Source organism: Anaeromusa acidaminophila DSM 3853, assembly GCF_000374545.1.
In the GTDB taxonomy this organism is placed as follows: domain Bacteria; phylum Bacillota; class Negativicutes; order Anaeromusales; family Anaeromusaceae; genus Anaeromusa; species Anaeromusa acidaminophila.
Window position 1 is genome coordinate 13,838 of record NZ_KB894596.1, and the last position, 16,025, is coordinate 29,862.

Below are 16,025 nucleotides of genomic sequence, written 5' to 3' on the forward strand. Positions count from 1 at the left end.
AAAGACTTGGAACGGAATATTATGTAGTTAGATTCCATTATGATATGAATTCCAAGGAGAGTAATATGATTGAAATAATGAAAGCCTTAGCCGACGAAAACCGGCTAAGGATAGTTCATCTGTTGTTACAAGAACAACTTTGTGTTTGTGAGCTTGAATATGTTTTGCAGATGAGCCAGACGAATGTATCTCGACACTTAGCAAAGTTGAAGAATGCCGGGATTGTTCAAAGCTTTAAGCAGGCCCAATGGATCAACTATAAGATTGCTCCAGCATTTCTAACCGAGGAGAAACTATTGGCTTCTTATTTGCAGGAAAGACTTGCTCAAGAACGTATTTGCCAAGGGGATCTGGAAGCGCTTAAGCGTCATCAAAGTGAATGGCAAGGCTGCATTGCACCGTCACGAAAAATATTGCAGCAAAAACGAGAAAATAGTTAAACGGTTATCAACTTCATGACGAAAAAGTTTCACCGTTGTTATTTCAAAATGTGATAGATGTGGTTTTTGGGGACGGAACAATGATAAGTATAAGAAGCCTTTTAGGCAATATAGTCTTACAGTGAATGAAAGGAGTAATGAAGATGGGACTTTATGATATTCATGTTCGAACCATTGAAGGTAATGAGCAGTCTATGGCCGAGTATAAGAATAAAGTTTTATTAATCGTCAACACTGCTAGTAAGTGTGGTTTTACTCCGCAGTACAGAGAACTGGAAGAGCTATATCAACTATATAAGCAGGAAGATTTTATCGTATTAGGCTTTCCTTGTAACCAGTTTTTGAAGCAAGAACCAGGCAGTAATACGGAAATACAGACGTTTTGTCAGTTGAATTATGGTGTTAGTTTTCCGATGTTTGAAAAAATCAAGGTAAGAGGTAACGACGCTCATCCTTTGTTCAAATATTTAACGGAGCAGGCGCCTGGGTGGTTCGGAGATGCGGTGAAATGGAATTTCACTAAGTTTTTAGTTGACCGTCAAGGTAAGGTAATAAATCGTTACGCTCCCACCACAAATCCGAGAGAAATTGCGCCGGATATAGAAAAATTAATAAAAAATGAAGAGTAATATGGGAAGTTCCGTTGTTCGCCTAGGCATTAGCCCTAGGCGATTTTTTCTTATGTGCGTAAGCATTTTGCTCAAGCCACGTCAGTAAGAATTGGGCTATGTATGTCGTAAAACGAAGGGCCAAGCAGGAGAATTTAGAAAGCGAGAGAATGTTATTAATAAAGAATCGTAAGAAAAATGTATTGTTGAATTCCGGATAGACCTAATAGGGAAAATAGATACTGGCAATTTAGAATGCAAGTATAAGGAAGGTGATTGCTTATGAAAGATATTACGGTGCTTATAACAGATTGGTGTCCTCATTGCAAAAGAGCAATTAACTGGATTGATGAGGTAAAACAGGAAAATCCCAAATATAAAGAGATCAAAGTAGAAATTATTGATGAAGAAAAAACGCCCGAAATGGCCAAGCAATACGATTACTATTATGTGCCAACGTACTTTGTAGGAACGCGTAAAGTCTTTGAAGGCGGTACTACGAAAGAGATTGTGCGCAAAGTGTTTGAAGAGGCTAGTGATATGGAAGCTTAGCTCTGAAAATGGGGTCATTTTGAATACCTTGCATGGAAAAGGAGGAATTGTTATGGAATACCGCATAGAAAAGGACTCGATTGGAGAAATAAAAGTGCCTGTTGATAAACTATGGGGGGCTCAGACACAGCGGAGTTTTGAAAATTTTCGTATCGGTACTGAAAAAATTCCGATGGAGTTGGTCGAAGTATTTGGCGTGCTGAAACGAGCTGCCGCGGCTGTAAATAAGGAGCTAGGCTTGCTGGATGAAGTTAGAGCCGACGCGATTATTGCAGCTTGCGATGAATTGCTAGAGGGTAAACTGGAAGGAAACTTCCCTTTATCCGTATGGCAAACAGGCAGCGGTACCCAATTTAATATGAATATTAATGAAGTGCTGGCCCATCGGGCTGAACAAATTTTAGCGGCCAAGGGGCAAAAAATAAAAGTGCATCCTAATGACCATGTGAATCGTTCACAAAGCTCTAATGATATTTTTCCTACCTCCTTGCATGTGGCTGGGTTGACGCTGATTCGCAAGCAATTGTTACCGGCGCTAGAGGCATTATTGCATACGTTGCAGTGCAAATCGGAAGAATATAACAGCATCATAAAAATAGGGCGGACGCACTTAATGGATGCGACGCCGTTGACGCTCGGACAGGAAATTAGCGGCTGGGCGGGGATGCTAGAGCGAAATCAAACGATGCTTATTACAGGCCTTGATTTTTTACGCAAGTTGGCTATGGGCGGGACGGCGGTAGGGACGGGAATTAATTCGCATCCTGACTTTGCGGTTGCCATTGCAGCTGAAATCAGTCGGCTTACGGGAGAGCATTTTGAGACGTCGCCCAATAAATTTCATGCGCTTACCAGTAAAGATGAAATGGTGGCCGTACATGGCTTATTGAAAGCCTTAGCCGCGGATTTGATGAAGATTGCGAATGATGTCCGATGGTTGGCCAGCGGACCGCGATGCGGCATTGGTGAAATTACGATTCCGTCCAATGAACCAGGAAGTTCAATAATGCCCTCCAAAGTGAACCCTACCCAGGCAGAAGCGTTGACGATGGTAGTCACGCAAATTTTTGGCAATGATACTACAGTGTCTTTTGCGGCGAGCCAGGGAAATTTTCAGCTAAATGTATTTATGCCGGTTATTGCGTACAATTTTATACAGTCCGTTCGGCTGCTTAGTGACGCTATGAATTCTTTTAACGAAAAGTGTGCAGTGGGGATTGAGCCTAATTTGAAAAAAATTGATCATAATTTAAATCAATCCTTAATCTTGATTACCGGCTTAGTTCCTCTGATTGGCTATGATAAAGCGGCTGAAATTGCAAAGAAGGCGTTTCGCGAAAATATCACCTTAAAAGAGGCGGCTATGGCGACTGGCTATGTGAGTGAAGCGGATTACGATTTGCATATGGACCCTTCTAAATTGATAACGGCGCATAGTTAGAACCTACTTCTACCATCGTATAGCCGATTAACTATAGCAAAGAAAGTTGAATGATGGATTGTTGGGTAACAGCTCCTAGTATAAAAAGGCTAGGAGCTGTTATTGTTTTGCAATTTGAGCTAAACGCGAGGAACTATAAATAAAAAACACAGTAAAATATGTAAGTCTTAGCTAAGTTTGTAAATTGGTCGATATAAGGTATGTCAGATTGACCAGGAGATTCTTATTAAATGGAGATAGCGGCCAATGAAACAATATGAAGGCAAAAAACTAATGGTATTTTTGACAGGAACGCTGTTGGCATTGTTTTTTTTCCTACCTGTCGGTATAACGGCGCCTATGCTCGATTCGGGTAAAACAGACCCAATCATCCTAGCTTTTAATGGTTACAAAATCACGAGGTATGATGTTCAAATTAAGGTTCAGGAAAATAATTTCTTGGATGTTACAGAGAATATAACGGCTCAATTTGAGGAGCCAAAGCATGGGATCTATCGAAATATTCCGCTTGTCCATAAAGTCCGCGAACCTATGAACCAAGAAACGGTTGCTTATACACAAAAAGCGAAAATAAGTAATCTATTGGTAATGGACGGTCTTACCGGACAAACCGTGCCAATCAACCAAGAAAATAAGTCCGGGCAGTTGGCGCTCAAAATTGGAGATGCTTCGCAAACCTTCACTGGCGAAAAAACATATTGCATTCGCTATACATATTCAGTCAACAGTGACGGCGGTAAATCATTTAACGAGCTGTACTACAACTTGATTGGCGATGGCTGGGATACTTATATTGGCAATGTCAGTTTTGCCATTGAAATGCCTAAAGCATTTGATCCGAAAAACATCGTCTTTATGCTTGGCGCAAAGGATGCAGGCAGCCGAGTCAACTATCAAGTGGAAGACAATAGAATAACAGGTAAAGTCAATAGCGTCTTGGCTAGAGGAGAAGGACTGACGATTCGACTAGCGTTGCCGCAAGGGTATTTTCGCAGAAGTACCGATGACCATAGCGCTATTTGGAAGGGGATCTTGGCAGGCTTAATATTGGTGAGCTTGCTGCTATTTTTCCTGGTTGGCCGAAATTCTCGCCTCCAGAGGGAGGGGGCACTTCCTTTGCCGCTGACTTTCACTCCGGCTGAAGCCGGTTATGTTTTGGGCGGAGATGCTGCCAAGAGGGGCAGAACCGCGTTGCTGTTATATTGGGCTGATAAAGGATATTTGTGTTTTGAGAAGAACGGACAAGATGACGTTACTCTGGTCAAACTAAAAGATGCGGATGCAGGGTTGAAACCGTATGAGCAAACCCTCTTTAACGCCCTATTTGTAAATGGCGATAAGGTTACAGCTGAACAGCTGAAAACGCAGGTTGCTGGTGTGCTGTTCCAAACAGAACGGGAACTGCAAGACTATTTTTCCGTACCGGAACGGCGGATATATACAGTGCCAAGCAGCAAAGCTCGAGGTGTTTGCTATTTGCTTACCTTATTGGGCATGGTGATATTTTCCGCTAAAATTTACGGTGATGTATATTCGTGGACCGATTTGCTTACGAGTATGGTATTGGTAGGAGTTTGGGCGTTTGTTCTCTTTCCGTTTATCCTGTTTGTTGATTATTACGCACGTAAAAATGGCACGGGAGCAATGAAGGGGTTGCTGATTAATAGCATTGGCTTTTTGCTGATGCTTGGCGTGCTTTTGGGACTAGCCTCGTATGCGGATGCATTGGATCAGGAAAGCTGGCTTATTGTAGCGGTTATGGGCGTAAGCGGTTTTTGCGGCGCTTTTATGAAAAAACGCACTGCGTTTGGAAATATGTTGCTTAGCCAGGTTCTTAGACTTAAAAAGCAGATGGGAACCGGCGATCTTGCTACTTGGCAAACATCTGAGCCATTTTATTCATTGCTGCCGTATGCCTATATGTTTAACATTTCCAAGGAATGGGGGACTCTTTTTGAGCGAATTGAGCTTCAGCCGCCTGAATGGTTTAAGGGCCAGATGTCGGATCTGTACGTTGCCTTATCTTTTAGCAATATAGTTAATGAACAACTCAGCTTGTTTGAAAGTAACATGACGTATTCTGAGTCCTCTGACGGCAGCGGAGGGGGAGGAGGAGGGACTGGCGGAGGCGGCGGAGGAAGCTGGTAAGCAAGTGTATTGCAAAAAAAGTTTGGGAGGTTGTAGCAATGCAAAACTATAAGCAAGCCTACCTTATGATCTGGATTCTTGTTCTAGTATTATTCGGGGCTAGCTTGCGCGCCGTCAACGCTGGCGGCGATTCCATCCGGTTTATGGGAGCGAAGTTGAACTTGGCTAGCGGCTCGACATATCAGCTTTACAAGGTAACCGATACGTTGGCATTCGAACTAGGCCGGCAGCAACTATCTCTCGTCAGTTATGAAAAAACATCCGGTTTATATTCGTTAGCAGGCGACTATCAACATGCGGCAGTCGATGCTGCGGGCAGCGTATTTTTGATATCCGCAGACTACTTGAAGGATGATTATATCTACACATCGTATCCTATAGGTCGTACTAGCGTGGTCAATATCAAAACTGGCGAGAAGCTAGGGCCCTTGGTAAAGCCTTCTTCCTCTTCCGCAGAGTATAAACCAGTGGATGCGGGGCAGCTTCCTGAATACCGTCAACGTGGTCTTGTGTTGGATGAATCCTATAAAATCACGCCGGATCAGGTTAAAGCAAACTATTTACCGCTCAATACATATAGTGAGAAACTATTCATGGTACAAGCGGCTTTTGGCTTGATATTCACTTTGCTGACGCTCGGCGGTATTCCGCTGGTGATTTCCAGGTTAAAGCGAAGCGGATAATGAAGTTGTGCAGCGGTCTCTCAATTAGATAAAAGATAAAAACGCGCCTTATAAAGACTTTAGAAAGAATGAATTTTCTTGGTTAAAGTCGTATAAGGCGCGTTTTATGATTTGTAATATGGCATTGACAGGTAAACGATCGTTAACTAAAATAAAAGTAAACGTTCGTTTACTAAACGAGGAGGGCTTTTCAATGGCCGACACCAAAGTGAATATTTTACATACGGCGCTTCGGTTGTTCGCGCGGGATGGCTATGAGGCTGCTTCGGTTAGCGACATTGCCGGAGCGCTTGGTATGACCAAAGGCGCTTTGTACAAGCATTATAAGAATAAGCGAGAAATATTCAACAGCATTGTGGAGCGTATGTATCAAGTGGATGCAGAGAGAGCGAAAACATATGAAGTGCCGGAAGAAACCTTTGCGCGATCGCCGTCTGCTTATCGCCAGGTCGCTATGGATAAAATCAAGATTTTTATCAATGCGCAGTTTCATTTTTGGACGGAGGATGAATTTGCCAGTAGTTTTCGGAAGATGCTAATCCTAGAACAATATAGAAATCCAGAGATAATGGAACTGTACCAAAAATGTCTTTTAAGCGGACCGATTAGCTATATGGAAGACGTATTCCGTGAAATGATGGAAGAACACAGTGCTTGGAGTAAAAGCGATCCTAAGCAGCTGGCCCTCGCTTTTTATGCGCCTTTTTATTTATTGCTAAGCATGTCTGATGCAACATCTGATAAAAAAGAGGCAGCGGAACTATTAGCAACCCATATAGAACGATTTATAGAAAAAAACTTCCCTGAAAGGCGTAGCTGAAAGCTGCTGGATGAGCCAACGAATGAAACCCAAGAAAATTGCACGGATAAGGAGCATATACCATGGAAAACGGAAGCATTCACGAATTTGACTTTACCCTCATTAATGAATTTTTTACAGGGTTAGAACGGCAAGGCCCGGGCAGTGCGGAGGAAACCCTTAAGGCATTAAGCTTTATCGGCCCTCTTTCCAGCAAAGCAAAAATAGCCGATTTGGGTTGTGGCACAGGATTTCAAACCATGGTGCTGGCGCAACATACACAGGCGGAGATTACCGCGTTGGATCTGTATGCAGGATCCATTGATAAGCTGAACGCAACAGCAGGAAAGCTCGGCTTGCAAAACCGGGTCAAAGGCATAGTCGGTTCAATGGATAATTTGCCATTTCAGAAAGAAGAATTTGATCTTATCTGGTCTGAAGGGGCGATTGGTAATATCGGTTTTGAAAAAGGATTGAATCATTGGAAGAAGTTCCTTAAAAAGGGTGGTTATCTAGCTGTATCTTATGAGTCCTGGTTTACGGAGGAACGCCCTTCTGAAATTGAAAAGTGGTGGGTGGATGCGGTTCCGGAAATCGCAACCATAGGGCATACGGTTTCTGTTATGCAAAAAACAGGGTATATCCCGGTGGCCGTCTTTGTACTGCCGGAATCTTGTTGGCTAGAGCATTATTTTATTCCGCAAAAAGCGCGACAAGAGGAATTCTTAAAAATCCATGCAGGCAATAAAACGGTTGAAAATATGATTGCATTTATGAGGCGCGAGGCGGAGTTGTATTTGAAATATAAGCAGTATTACGGCTATGTATTTTATCTTGGGAAAAAGATATAGAATAGGAAGGGCGGATGGCTGTCAAACTTTATTGCTACAATAAAGTTTGGTCGCCGTCTCGGTTGTTTCGAGAGAGACAATGGAGGAAGTCTATCTATGTTATAATACTAAATAGCCGCTGACGTAGAGCAGGGGGATGCTGTAATGGTTTAGGTTTGCTGGGAAACAACATTTTTACTCTAGGCTTACTGCGAGGAGTCGTGCATATGAAAAAGCATTATACGATTGGTGAAACGGCAAAGCTGCTTGGGGTTACAACGCAAACCTTGAGGCATTACGAAAAAATAGGCATCTTAGGGCCAACGCATATTGACGCCCAAACTGGCTACCGATACTATGAATTCAATCAATTCCATATGATTGATCGCATTAAATATTTGCAATACCTAGGTCTGTCTTTAGGAGAGATTGGTTCCATTCTCAAAAAGGGTACTGTTGACGGCTTGTTGCCAGCCCTTGAAGAGCAGTGGCAGCAAGCTAATCGAGAAATGGAAGCCGTTCGCGCTCGCATTAAGGATGTGGAATGGTACATTGATTACTTTACTTATTTGAGCAAAATGGATGCGGCCAAAGTCTTGTATCGCATGCATTTGGAGACGAGGCATTTAATTCAAGTGCCTTGTTATGAACAGGATGAGCTGGCAGATATGGAGATTCGTCTGGCGGAAGCGCGGAGCCAAGAAAAGCTGCATGCTTTATCCTACCGGCGTCAGTACGGGTATGAGTTGGCAACGAAGGCTTTGTTTGAACGACGATTTAAACCTAAAAATTACTTCATCTACATAAAAAGTAGGCCTCCTTTTTTTACTCCGTATTACAAGGAATTACCGGCAGGCGAGTATTTATGCTTTCGGACTAAATTGCTGCAGGAAGCTTGGGATACGACTATTTTGAAGAAATTTTTTGATTCAATTCCTCGTCCGACAACAACCATTGCCTTGGAGTTTGAGGATAATTTAGTAGAATTTATGAATGCTGATTATGAAGTGCAAATGTTATTGGAATAAGGGCTACTTGCGTTGTTTATCGCCGGGCCTATGTAATAAGTGAGAAACCTTGTGGCTGCTGCTATTTTGTAGAAGCCGCAGGGTTTCTTTTTGTTTTAATGATGCGTATTATTCTGTTTTGTCAGAAAGTTAGCGTTGACTTTTTTCTAGGAATAAGGTTTATGCTTGAGGCTGTAAGTAACTCGACGATTAGGGAGGAATCTTGTTGAAAGACAAAGAAGTACGCCGGGAAACACATATTCTGTACACGGGCAGTGAAACTACGCTGCCGGTTGAACGGCCGGAAACACCGCCTATTTATCATTCTACAGCCAATATTATTTGCGATATGGACGATTATGATTTTGCCAGCGGCGGCGGGAAGTATTACTACTGCCGGACGGCCAATCCCAATCGTGACGGCGTAGCCGAAGCAATATCCTATCTGGAGCGAGGCGAGGCGTCTCTCGTTTGCGCATCTGGAATGGCGGCTATTTCCACTGCGCTAGTCTCGTTGGTAAAGGCTGGCGATCATATTGTGGCCAGTCGCTCGATTTATGGAGAGACAATAGAGCTTTTTGATCGTGTGCTGACTAAACTGGGAGTGGTAATAACGTACGCCGATTTTACGAAAACAGAGCAAGTAGAGAAGGCTATACAAGAAAACACCACGATATTATATACGGAAATCATTGCCAATCCTTTAATTGAGGTCATTGATCTTGATGCAATTTCAGCGATTGGACATCGTGCAGGAGCAATGGTGTTGGTGGATAGTACCTTTACAACTCCGTTTGCGATTCGGCCTCTTGAACATGGCGCTGATATTGTATTGCACAGTTTGACCAAATATTTCGGCGGACACAGTGATATTACAGCCGGTTCGATTACTGGTTCGCAGAAAGTCATTAAAAAAATATATGGCGACTTTTTGTTGTTAGGCGGGTGCCTGGACCCTAATAGCGCCTGGTTGATGCTGCGCAGCATTCGCACGATGGAAATGCGGGTGAAGAAGCAATTTGAAAATGCGAAGAAAATTGCGGAAGCCCTTGATGCGGACGCTCATGTACGGTATGTGAACTACCCGACGCTTTCGAATCATCCGCAAAGAGAACTGGCGAATCGGCTGATGCCGCAAGGCTGCGGGGCCATGCTAAGTTTTCGGGTGGAAGATGACCGCGAGAAAGTCAATGAATTTATGCATCGCTTGCAATTGGTGAAATACTTAGGCACCTTGGGCGGTTACCGCACGACGATTGCTCATCCGGCTACGGCTTTCCGCAATGAGTTTACACCGCAGCAGTTGAAAGATATGGGCATGGAAGAAGGCTTGATTCGTATTTCCGCGGGCGCTGAAGCGACGGACGATTTAATTGCCGATTTTAAACAAGCTTTGACGGTGTTTGCATAAGCGTAAGGAAGAAGGGGGCGCAGCATGTTTAAGAATATTAATTTGCCAATCGCCTTACTGGCGGTAGGATTGTTGATTGCCATGGTGATTCCGATGGCGTTGTATCCAGACGCCAGTGCGGCGGTTATTAATATCTTTTATTCGATTATGACGCTGAACTTACCCTGGTTGTTTTTACTGATTGCTTTTTTGAGTGCAGTCTTCGCTGTTTTTATCATGTTTTCCAAGTATGGAGATATTCGGCTGGGCGGGGCTGAGGCGAAGCCGCATTATCCCTTTTTCACTTGGGCGGCAATGAATATGTGTTCCGCTGCCGGAGCTGGAATCTTGATTTTCGGCATGGTGGAATGGATGTACTATGTGAAAACGCCTCCATTCGGTCTGGAACCTATGTCCATTCAGGCATATGAATATGCATCGGCGTATGGCATGTTTCACTGGGGCTTTTCCGCTTGGGCGATTTACCTTCCGGCATCGTTGGCTTTAGGCTATATCTTTTGGAACAAAAAAGCCGATTCTTTAAATCTTTCGGATTTGTGTCAATCGGTGCTGAAGGGTGAAAGCTTGCCGGTGCGTGTATTGCGTACTTGTATTGACGGCGTTGTGGCTTTCGGCTATATTGGCGGTTTAGTGTGCACCGTAGGCTTGGGAACCGCCATCTTGGCGGAACTGCTCGGGCATTTGCTGGGAATGCCGGTAACCTTTGAATTGCGTATTGGCGTTATCTTGGTATTCTTCTTGTTTTTTCTTCTATCGACCTCAAAGAGTATTGCCAAGGGAATCGGCATTATTAGTGATTTTAATGTGAAATTGGCGATTGCATTTTTCTTGTTTGTATTTCTCGTAGGGCCGAAATCTTTCATTTTGAATAACTTCGTCATGGCGATAGGGACGAATATTCGCGAATTTGTTCATATGAGTTTTAATACGGACTCGATTGCGCAAACTGGTTTTATTCAAGAGTGGACGGTCTTTTATTGGGCCTGGTACGTGGGCTGCACCATTTCGGATGGTCTTTGGCTGGCTCGAGTTTCTTATGGACGGACCTTCCGCGAAATTGCGATTGTTCGCTGCATCTGGACTTCCTTGGCGTGTTGGCTGGCCTTTGCCGTACTAGGAAACTATGGTATCAGTCTTGAATTAAGCGGTGCGCTTAATTTATCGCAACTTGTAGCGGAAAGCGGGAATAATGCTGCGGTGTTAGCGGTCTTGAAAACACTACCTTTTTCTGGATTGGCAATTACCGTGTACATGGCGGTTGTGTTTATTACGCTAGCGTGCGGCGCTACTGCTGCTTCGACTGTTGTTTCGATGCTTACCTCGAAAAACCTGAAAAGCGAAGAAGAACCAGCAAGCTGGTATAAAGTTTTTTGGGCGTGCTTGGTCTTGCTGTTGCCGGTAAGTATCTTGTTTTTAGAGCACATGGTACCCGGGTTAAATGTTTTAAAAACAATTCAGTCGGTTACTACTGTGTTTGCGATCCCCATGCTGTTTGTCATTGCTTTATTGTTGTGGACGTTCTACAAAACCTTGAAAGCGGATATTGAACGTCGCAATATCCCCGTTGCAAAAAGTAAACTCATTAAATGGAACTAGGCTTTCCTCTTAGGTAGTGAAGAGCCAGTATATACGAAGGAATTTTCGTATATACTGGCTTTCTTGTTTTCTTTTAGCAAAGGGGTATTATGGGCGTTTCAAAAAGAGTTGTTGACAATGCGAAGGTACCTTGCTATTATAAAAACAAAGGTACCTTCGTAAAATAATTCAAAGGGGAAATGAAAATGAAGAAACCAGAAACACTTACAGAGCACTTTATTGTCCTTAGCCATTTGATGATGCATCGTCATCATCACCGGAAAGGGCCTGCTATGCACAGCCCATTTCGAGGACAAGGTAGAATCTTGTCGCTTTTGCAGATGGAACCGGAAATGAGCCAAAAGAAGCTATCCTTCTTATTGGGAACTCGGCCGCAATCCATCGGGGAATTGCTAGCCAAGCTAGAGCAAAATGGACTGGTTGTGCGCAAGCCTTCCGAGGAAGACCGGCGTTCGATGATTGTGCAATTGACGGAAAAAGGAAAAGAAGAGGCTGTTTCGGAAGAAAGCCTTCATGAGTACGAGAAGAAAGCCGATGAAATCTTCAACTGTCTTACCGAAGAAGAGCAAAATCATCTAAAAAGCTATCTGGAACGAGTGATTTCAAGCCTCAAGGAAACTATGGGAGACGAAGGCGAATTCATGGAACGCCACATGCATCATCATGGTCATTGCATGGGCGGACACGGTCATCACGGGAGACCTCATGGCGGTCCTCATGGACACCACGGTCATCATGAAGAATCCGAAGACGACGAATAAGCGTTAGCTGCAAGCTGCGTAGAAAGGGGGCGGACGATATGGGCTTGTTAAAGCGTTTGGCTTATCTCTTATCCGTAAGACAGGGCGGACATCGAGGGCGTCATGGCGGAAAGTTCCACAAGCGACACCGGGGAAGGACCGTAGTGTCGACACCGAACGCTGTGTTGGTTTCTAGTGAACTCCAAGCTGAAGTTTGCCCTATGTGCAAAAATCATTGCAGTCTTGCTACGCCAAAATGTGATAAAGGAAAGACTTATGCCCAAGAACAGCAAATCCAGGTTAAAGGCATATCATAGCTAAATGCAACTAAAAATAGGAAGGCTTTCGAGATATTCGAAGGCCTTTTTGTTGTTGATGGGGTATAATTAAGATATCCAATCTTAAATTGACGATTGTGGTACTGCAGATCGTTACTGAAAAGGAGGTCGGGATGAGCACTTCTTTGGATTTTATTGAATACGTTTGTGAGCAAATTGCAGGAGTCGGCCCAATTCGCTATCGAAAGATGTTCGGAGAGTACATGGTGTATGTGAATAATAAACCCATCCTGCTGGTGTGCGATGATACGGTATTTGTGAAGCTTCTTCCCTGTTTGGATGAAGTCATGCGCGATGCGGATAAGGGAATTCCGTATAAGGGAGCCAAGGAGCACTATATTTTGGACATTGATAATGCAAGTCTTAGCAAAGAAGTGATTACCATTTTGGAACCCATAACGGCAGTACCAAAACCGAGAAAGAAGAAACAATAAAAGAAACGGAGCTTTATCCAGGCTGTTGCACAAGGTTGCACGTGCGGAGTTGAAAGCGCCAATGTGTACGAAAAGAATGCGTACACATTGGCGCTTTTTTTTCGTTCGCAAAGAGGAACAAGATAATATGGTTCTGGCGTAAGTCAGTCTGAAGAACAAGAGTTATGCTGGTTTATTATTTTAGTGAAATCTTCTTTGAAAGAGCGAATGGCTTCTTCCTTGGTAGCCCATGACGTACAAAAACGAATACAGGTATGTTCGCTATCAGGCTTGCTCCAGATAGAGGTAATATACTTTTGAGATATCGCGTCCACTAACCAGTTAGGAAATATGGGGAATAGCTGGTTAGAATGAGGTTCAGCAATAAAATCGAAACCGGCATCCTCGAAAATTTCCTTCAGCAAATAGGCCATTTTATTTGTGTGCGCTCCCAATTTGAAATATAAATCATCCTTGAATAGCTCTTCAAATTGCATACCAAGAAGCCATCCTTTTGCTGAAATGGCGCCACGTTGCTTCATATTGAAGCGGAAATCTTTTTTTAAAAAATCATTAATAATGACCAAAGCCTCTCCGAATAAAGCTCCCGCTTTTGTTCCGCCAATATAGAACGCATCGACAAGTTTTGGCAAATCGGCAATGGTAATGTCATTTTCTCGAGCGGTTAAGCCCATTGCTAGCCTAGCCCCATCTAAATAGAGCAACAGATTGTTTTCCTTGCAATAGGTAGAAAGCGCTTCGAGCTCTGCTTTAAAGTAGATGGTGCCAACCTCGGTCGGATTGGAAATAAAGACAATTTTAGGTTGTACCCAATGCTCATCTTGATGTTGGTCAAGAACGGGCTGAATTAGTTCCGGCGTCAGTTTGCCATTAGGGGTTACAATATCAAGGATTTTATGCCCGCTGGCTTCGATAGCTCCTGTTTCGTGAATATTAATATGACCGAAATCTGCAGAGATGACAGCTTGGTAGGGCCTTAGAGAATGGGAAAGAAATGTCAAATTAGCAATCGTTCCGCCAGGAAGAAAGTGGATATCCGCATTTTCGTATTGAATAACATTTCGAATCAAAGCTTTTGCATTTTCGCAATGCGAATCCATGCCGTATCCGTCGTTTTGCTCTAGACCGGAAGCAACAATCGCTTTTAGGATATTGGAATGAGCGCTTTCACTATAATCGTTTTTGAAACTATACATTGGATAATCCCCCTTCGAAAATAAGTTGTTGGATGGGTAAACTGTTTTATTGCTGTAACACCATAACCTCCTGTGGTTGAAGCCTCTTGGCTTGTATACTCTTCATGATCCTGATAATGATTGAATTGTTATCAGCTTTGGCATAGTATAATAATAAGGCTGCTATATGTATAACAGTCAATGTGGATGTATAACACTAAGGCGTCTGGAGGAAAGCGTTGAATATATCGATTGATCGACATGCAAAAACGTCTATTCAAGAACAGATTAAGCTCGAAATTGCCCAGCGCATTCGTTCGGGCCTGTTGGAAGAAGATTGTGCGCTCCCGTCGGTTCGAGAGCTAGCACATGGTTTGGATATAAGTTTGGTTACCGCACATAGGGTATATAAAGCACTTGAGAAAGATGGATTAATTAGAACCATTCGCGGAAAAGGAACGTTTGTAAAAGGCCATAGCGCTATACAAAATGGCGTTCCGCAAGATAATGACCAAAGCGGTGTTTCTCCGTACAATTGGCATGTATCAATTCAAGATTATCTTCCGCGGGCAAGCTTTTGGAGCCAGAGCAGCGTAAGACTTCCTTCTCAATTTCTGGATATGGCTACCGCTTCTATACATCATTCCTTATTTCCCGTTACCATGTTGCAAGAGTCCATACAAGAAGCGCTACAGAAATACCCTCAAGCGCTTGGAAGCCGCTCCCCATACCAAGGAGATCCGGAGCTGCTAAAGCAAATTTGCAACTATTTAGCAAGCCAGGGAATACCAACTCAGCCGCATCAACTGTTGGTTACCAATGGGACCCAACAAGGAATCGATTTATTTGCTAGGACGTTTTTAGGCCCCAAGGATGTTGTGGCTATGGAAACTCCCTGTTTTTCCGGCGCTATTGATGCATTTCGTTTTAGTCACGCCGTAATTCAGCCAATACCCATTGACGACGAGGGAATCCGAATTGACATACTAGAAGAGCTTGCAACACAAACAAAAATTAAAGCCATATACACAGTACCAACATACCAAAACCCAACCGGCGCAATCATGTCGCTTCGACGTCGCAAAGACCTGCTTGAGTTTGCGGAAAATAATAATATTCTGATCCTCGAAGACGATCCCCATAGAGAGCTAGCGTTTTCCAATAGTCTTTCCGCCATGAAAACACCTCCGACACTTACCTCATTAGATCGCTCTGGACGAGTAATTTACCTCAAAGGATTTAGCAAATTTCTTTTTCCAGGACTTAGATTGGGAGTTATGGTGGCCCATGGGACTATATTTAATCGATTGCTGGCGGCAAAATCGATTTCTGATCTGGGATCGCCCTTGTGGCTTCAAAAAGCGCTTGTTCCGCTCTTTGCCAATCCACAGCTGGTCACTTTTATAAAAAACTTGAACCAGAAATTAACGGCTCGAAGCAGCTTGGTTAGTAAGAGTCTTACTGAGAAGCTTCCTCCGGGCTTTAAATTTAAAAAAATCTGTGGGGGAATGTATCTTTGGCTCACGTTGCCACCAGAAATATCTGCCGATGACTTGCTTAGTACGGCTCATAACCAGGGGATTCACTATTTGCCCGGTTCTATTTTTTACCCTGGGGAGCCGGAACTCAATCATTTGCGAATCTGCTGGACGAATCTTTCCGATGCAGATCTACCTAAAGCACTGGATATACTTTGCAAGATACTTAACCAGGCCATCGTAAATCCATAAGTGGTATTTTGGAAAACTCAGTATGAGCTCGCGAACCGCTTGGGAATTATCATAAAGAACATAAGGAAGCGCCAATGCGTACGGAAAAAATCC

The 16,025-nt window shown here is 43.4% G+C and carries 15 protein-coding genes; 14 read left to right on the top strand and 1 reads right to left on the bottom strand.

Annotated features, from left to right (window positions below):
* Nucleotides 1–65 precede the first annotated feature (65 nt).
* The 13 genes from C508_RS18475 to C508_RS0111720 all read left to right on the top strand — a co-directional run bounded on the left by C508_RS18475 (nt 66) and on the right by C508_RS0111720 (nt 13,027).
* On the top strand, nt 66–440 hold the full coding sequence (locus C508_RS18475; RefSeq protein ID WP_018703751.1) for an ArsR/SmtB family transcription factor: 375 nt from the start codon (nt 66–68) through the stop codon (nt 438–440).
* Between the two features lie 143 nt (nt 441–583).
* Nucleotides 584–1,069 carry a glutathione peroxidase gene (locus C508_RS0111660; RefSeq protein ID WP_018703752.1) on the top strand — a complete coding sequence of 162 codons (486 nt, stop codon included), beginning with the start codon at nt 584–586 and terminating at the stop codon, nt 1,067–1,069.
* Nucleotides 1,070–1,330: 261 nt separating this feature from the next.
* Complete coding sequence (locus C508_RS0111665; protein WP_018703753.1) at nt 1,331–1,600, top strand: glutaredoxin family protein; 270 nt, start codon at nt 1,331–1,333, stop codon at nt 1,598–1,600.
* Nucleotides 1,601–1,652: 52 nt separating this feature from the next.
* Nucleotides 1,653–3,041, top strand: coding sequence for a class II fumarate hydratase (gene fumC / locus C508_RS0111670; protein WP_018703754.1), 1,389 nt, complete (start codon nt 1,653–1,655; stop codon nt 3,039–3,041).
* A gap of 246 nt (nt 3,042–3,287) precedes the next feature.
* On the top strand, nt 3,288–5,189 hold the full coding sequence (locus C508_RS0111675; protein ID WP_018703755.1) for a DUF2207 domain-containing protein: 1,902 nt from the start codon (nt 3,288–3,290) through the stop codon (nt 5,187–5,189).
* A gap of 38 nt (nt 5,190–5,227) precedes the next feature.
* Nucleotides 5,228–5,872, top strand: a complete 645-nt coding sequence (locus C508_RS0111680) for a hypothetical protein (RefSeq protein ID WP_018703756.1) — start codon at nt 5,228–5,230, stop codon at nt 5,870–5,872.
* A gap of 193 nt (nt 5,873–6,065) precedes the next feature.
* Complete coding sequence (locus C508_RS0111685; protein WP_018703757.1) at nt 6,066–6,692, top strand: TetR/AcrR family transcriptional regulator; 627 nt, start codon at nt 6,066–6,068, stop codon at nt 6,690–6,692.
* A 62-nt stretch (nt 6,693–6,754) separates the two neighbouring features.
* Nucleotides 6,755–7,522: a class I SAM-dependent methyltransferase gene (locus C508_RS0111690; protein WP_018703758.1), complete on the top strand. Its 768-nt coding sequence runs from the start codon at nt 6,755–6,757 to the stop codon at nt 7,520–7,522.
* Nucleotides 7,523–7,728: 206 nt separating this feature from the next.
* Nucleotides 7,729–8,529, top strand: a complete 801-nt coding sequence (locus C508_RS0111695) for a MerR family transcriptional regulator (protein ID WP_018703759.1) — start codon at nt 7,729–7,731, stop codon at nt 8,527–8,529.
* Nucleotides 8,530–8,734: 205 nt separating this feature from the next.
* Nucleotides 8,735–9,919, top strand: a complete 1,185-nt coding sequence (locus tag C508_RS0111700) for a trans-sulfuration enzyme family protein (protein ID WP_018703760.1) — start codon at nt 8,735–8,737, stop codon at nt 9,917–9,919.
* Between the two features lie 24 nt (nt 9,920–9,943).
* Nucleotides 9,944–11,515 carry a BCCT family transporter gene (locus C508_RS0111705; RefSeq protein ID WP_018703761.1) on the top strand — a complete coding sequence of 524 codons (1,572 nt, stop codon included), beginning with the start codon at nt 9,944–9,946 and terminating at the stop codon, nt 11,513–11,515.
* A 185-nt stretch (nt 11,516–11,700) separates the two neighbouring features.
* On the top strand, nt 11,701–12,276 hold the full coding sequence (locus tag C508_RS18480) for a MarR family winged helix-turn-helix transcriptional regulator (protein ID WP_018703762.1): 576 nt from the start codon (nt 11,701–11,703) through the stop codon (nt 12,274–12,276).
* A gap of 430 nt (nt 12,277–12,706) precedes the next feature.
* The gene (locus C508_RS0111720) at nt 12,707–13,027 is read left to right on the top strand and encodes a TfoX/Sxy family protein (protein WP_018703764.1); all 321 of its coding nucleotides are present in this window, start codon (nt 12,707–12,709) and stop codon (nt 13,025–13,027) included.
* Nucleotides 13,028–13,170: 143 nt separating this feature from the next.
* Here the strand turns inward: C508_RS0111720 and C508_RS0111725 are convergent, their stop codons facing one another.
* Nucleotides 13,171–14,223, bottom strand: coding sequence for a threonine aldolase family protein (locus C508_RS0111725; protein WP_018703765.1), 1,053 nt, complete (start codon nt 14,221–14,223; stop codon nt 13,171–13,173).
* A 218-nt stretch (nt 14,224–14,441) separates the two neighbouring features.
* On the opposite strand from C508_RS0111725, the gene C508_RS0111730 reads away from it, so the two are divergent.
* The gene (locus C508_RS0111730; protein WP_018703766.1) at nt 14,442–15,932 is read left to right on the top strand and encodes an aminotransferase-like domain-containing protein; all 1,491 of its coding nucleotides are present in this window, start codon (nt 14,442–14,444) and stop codon (nt 15,930–15,932) included.
* Nucleotides 15,933–16,025: the final 93 nt, after the last annotated feature.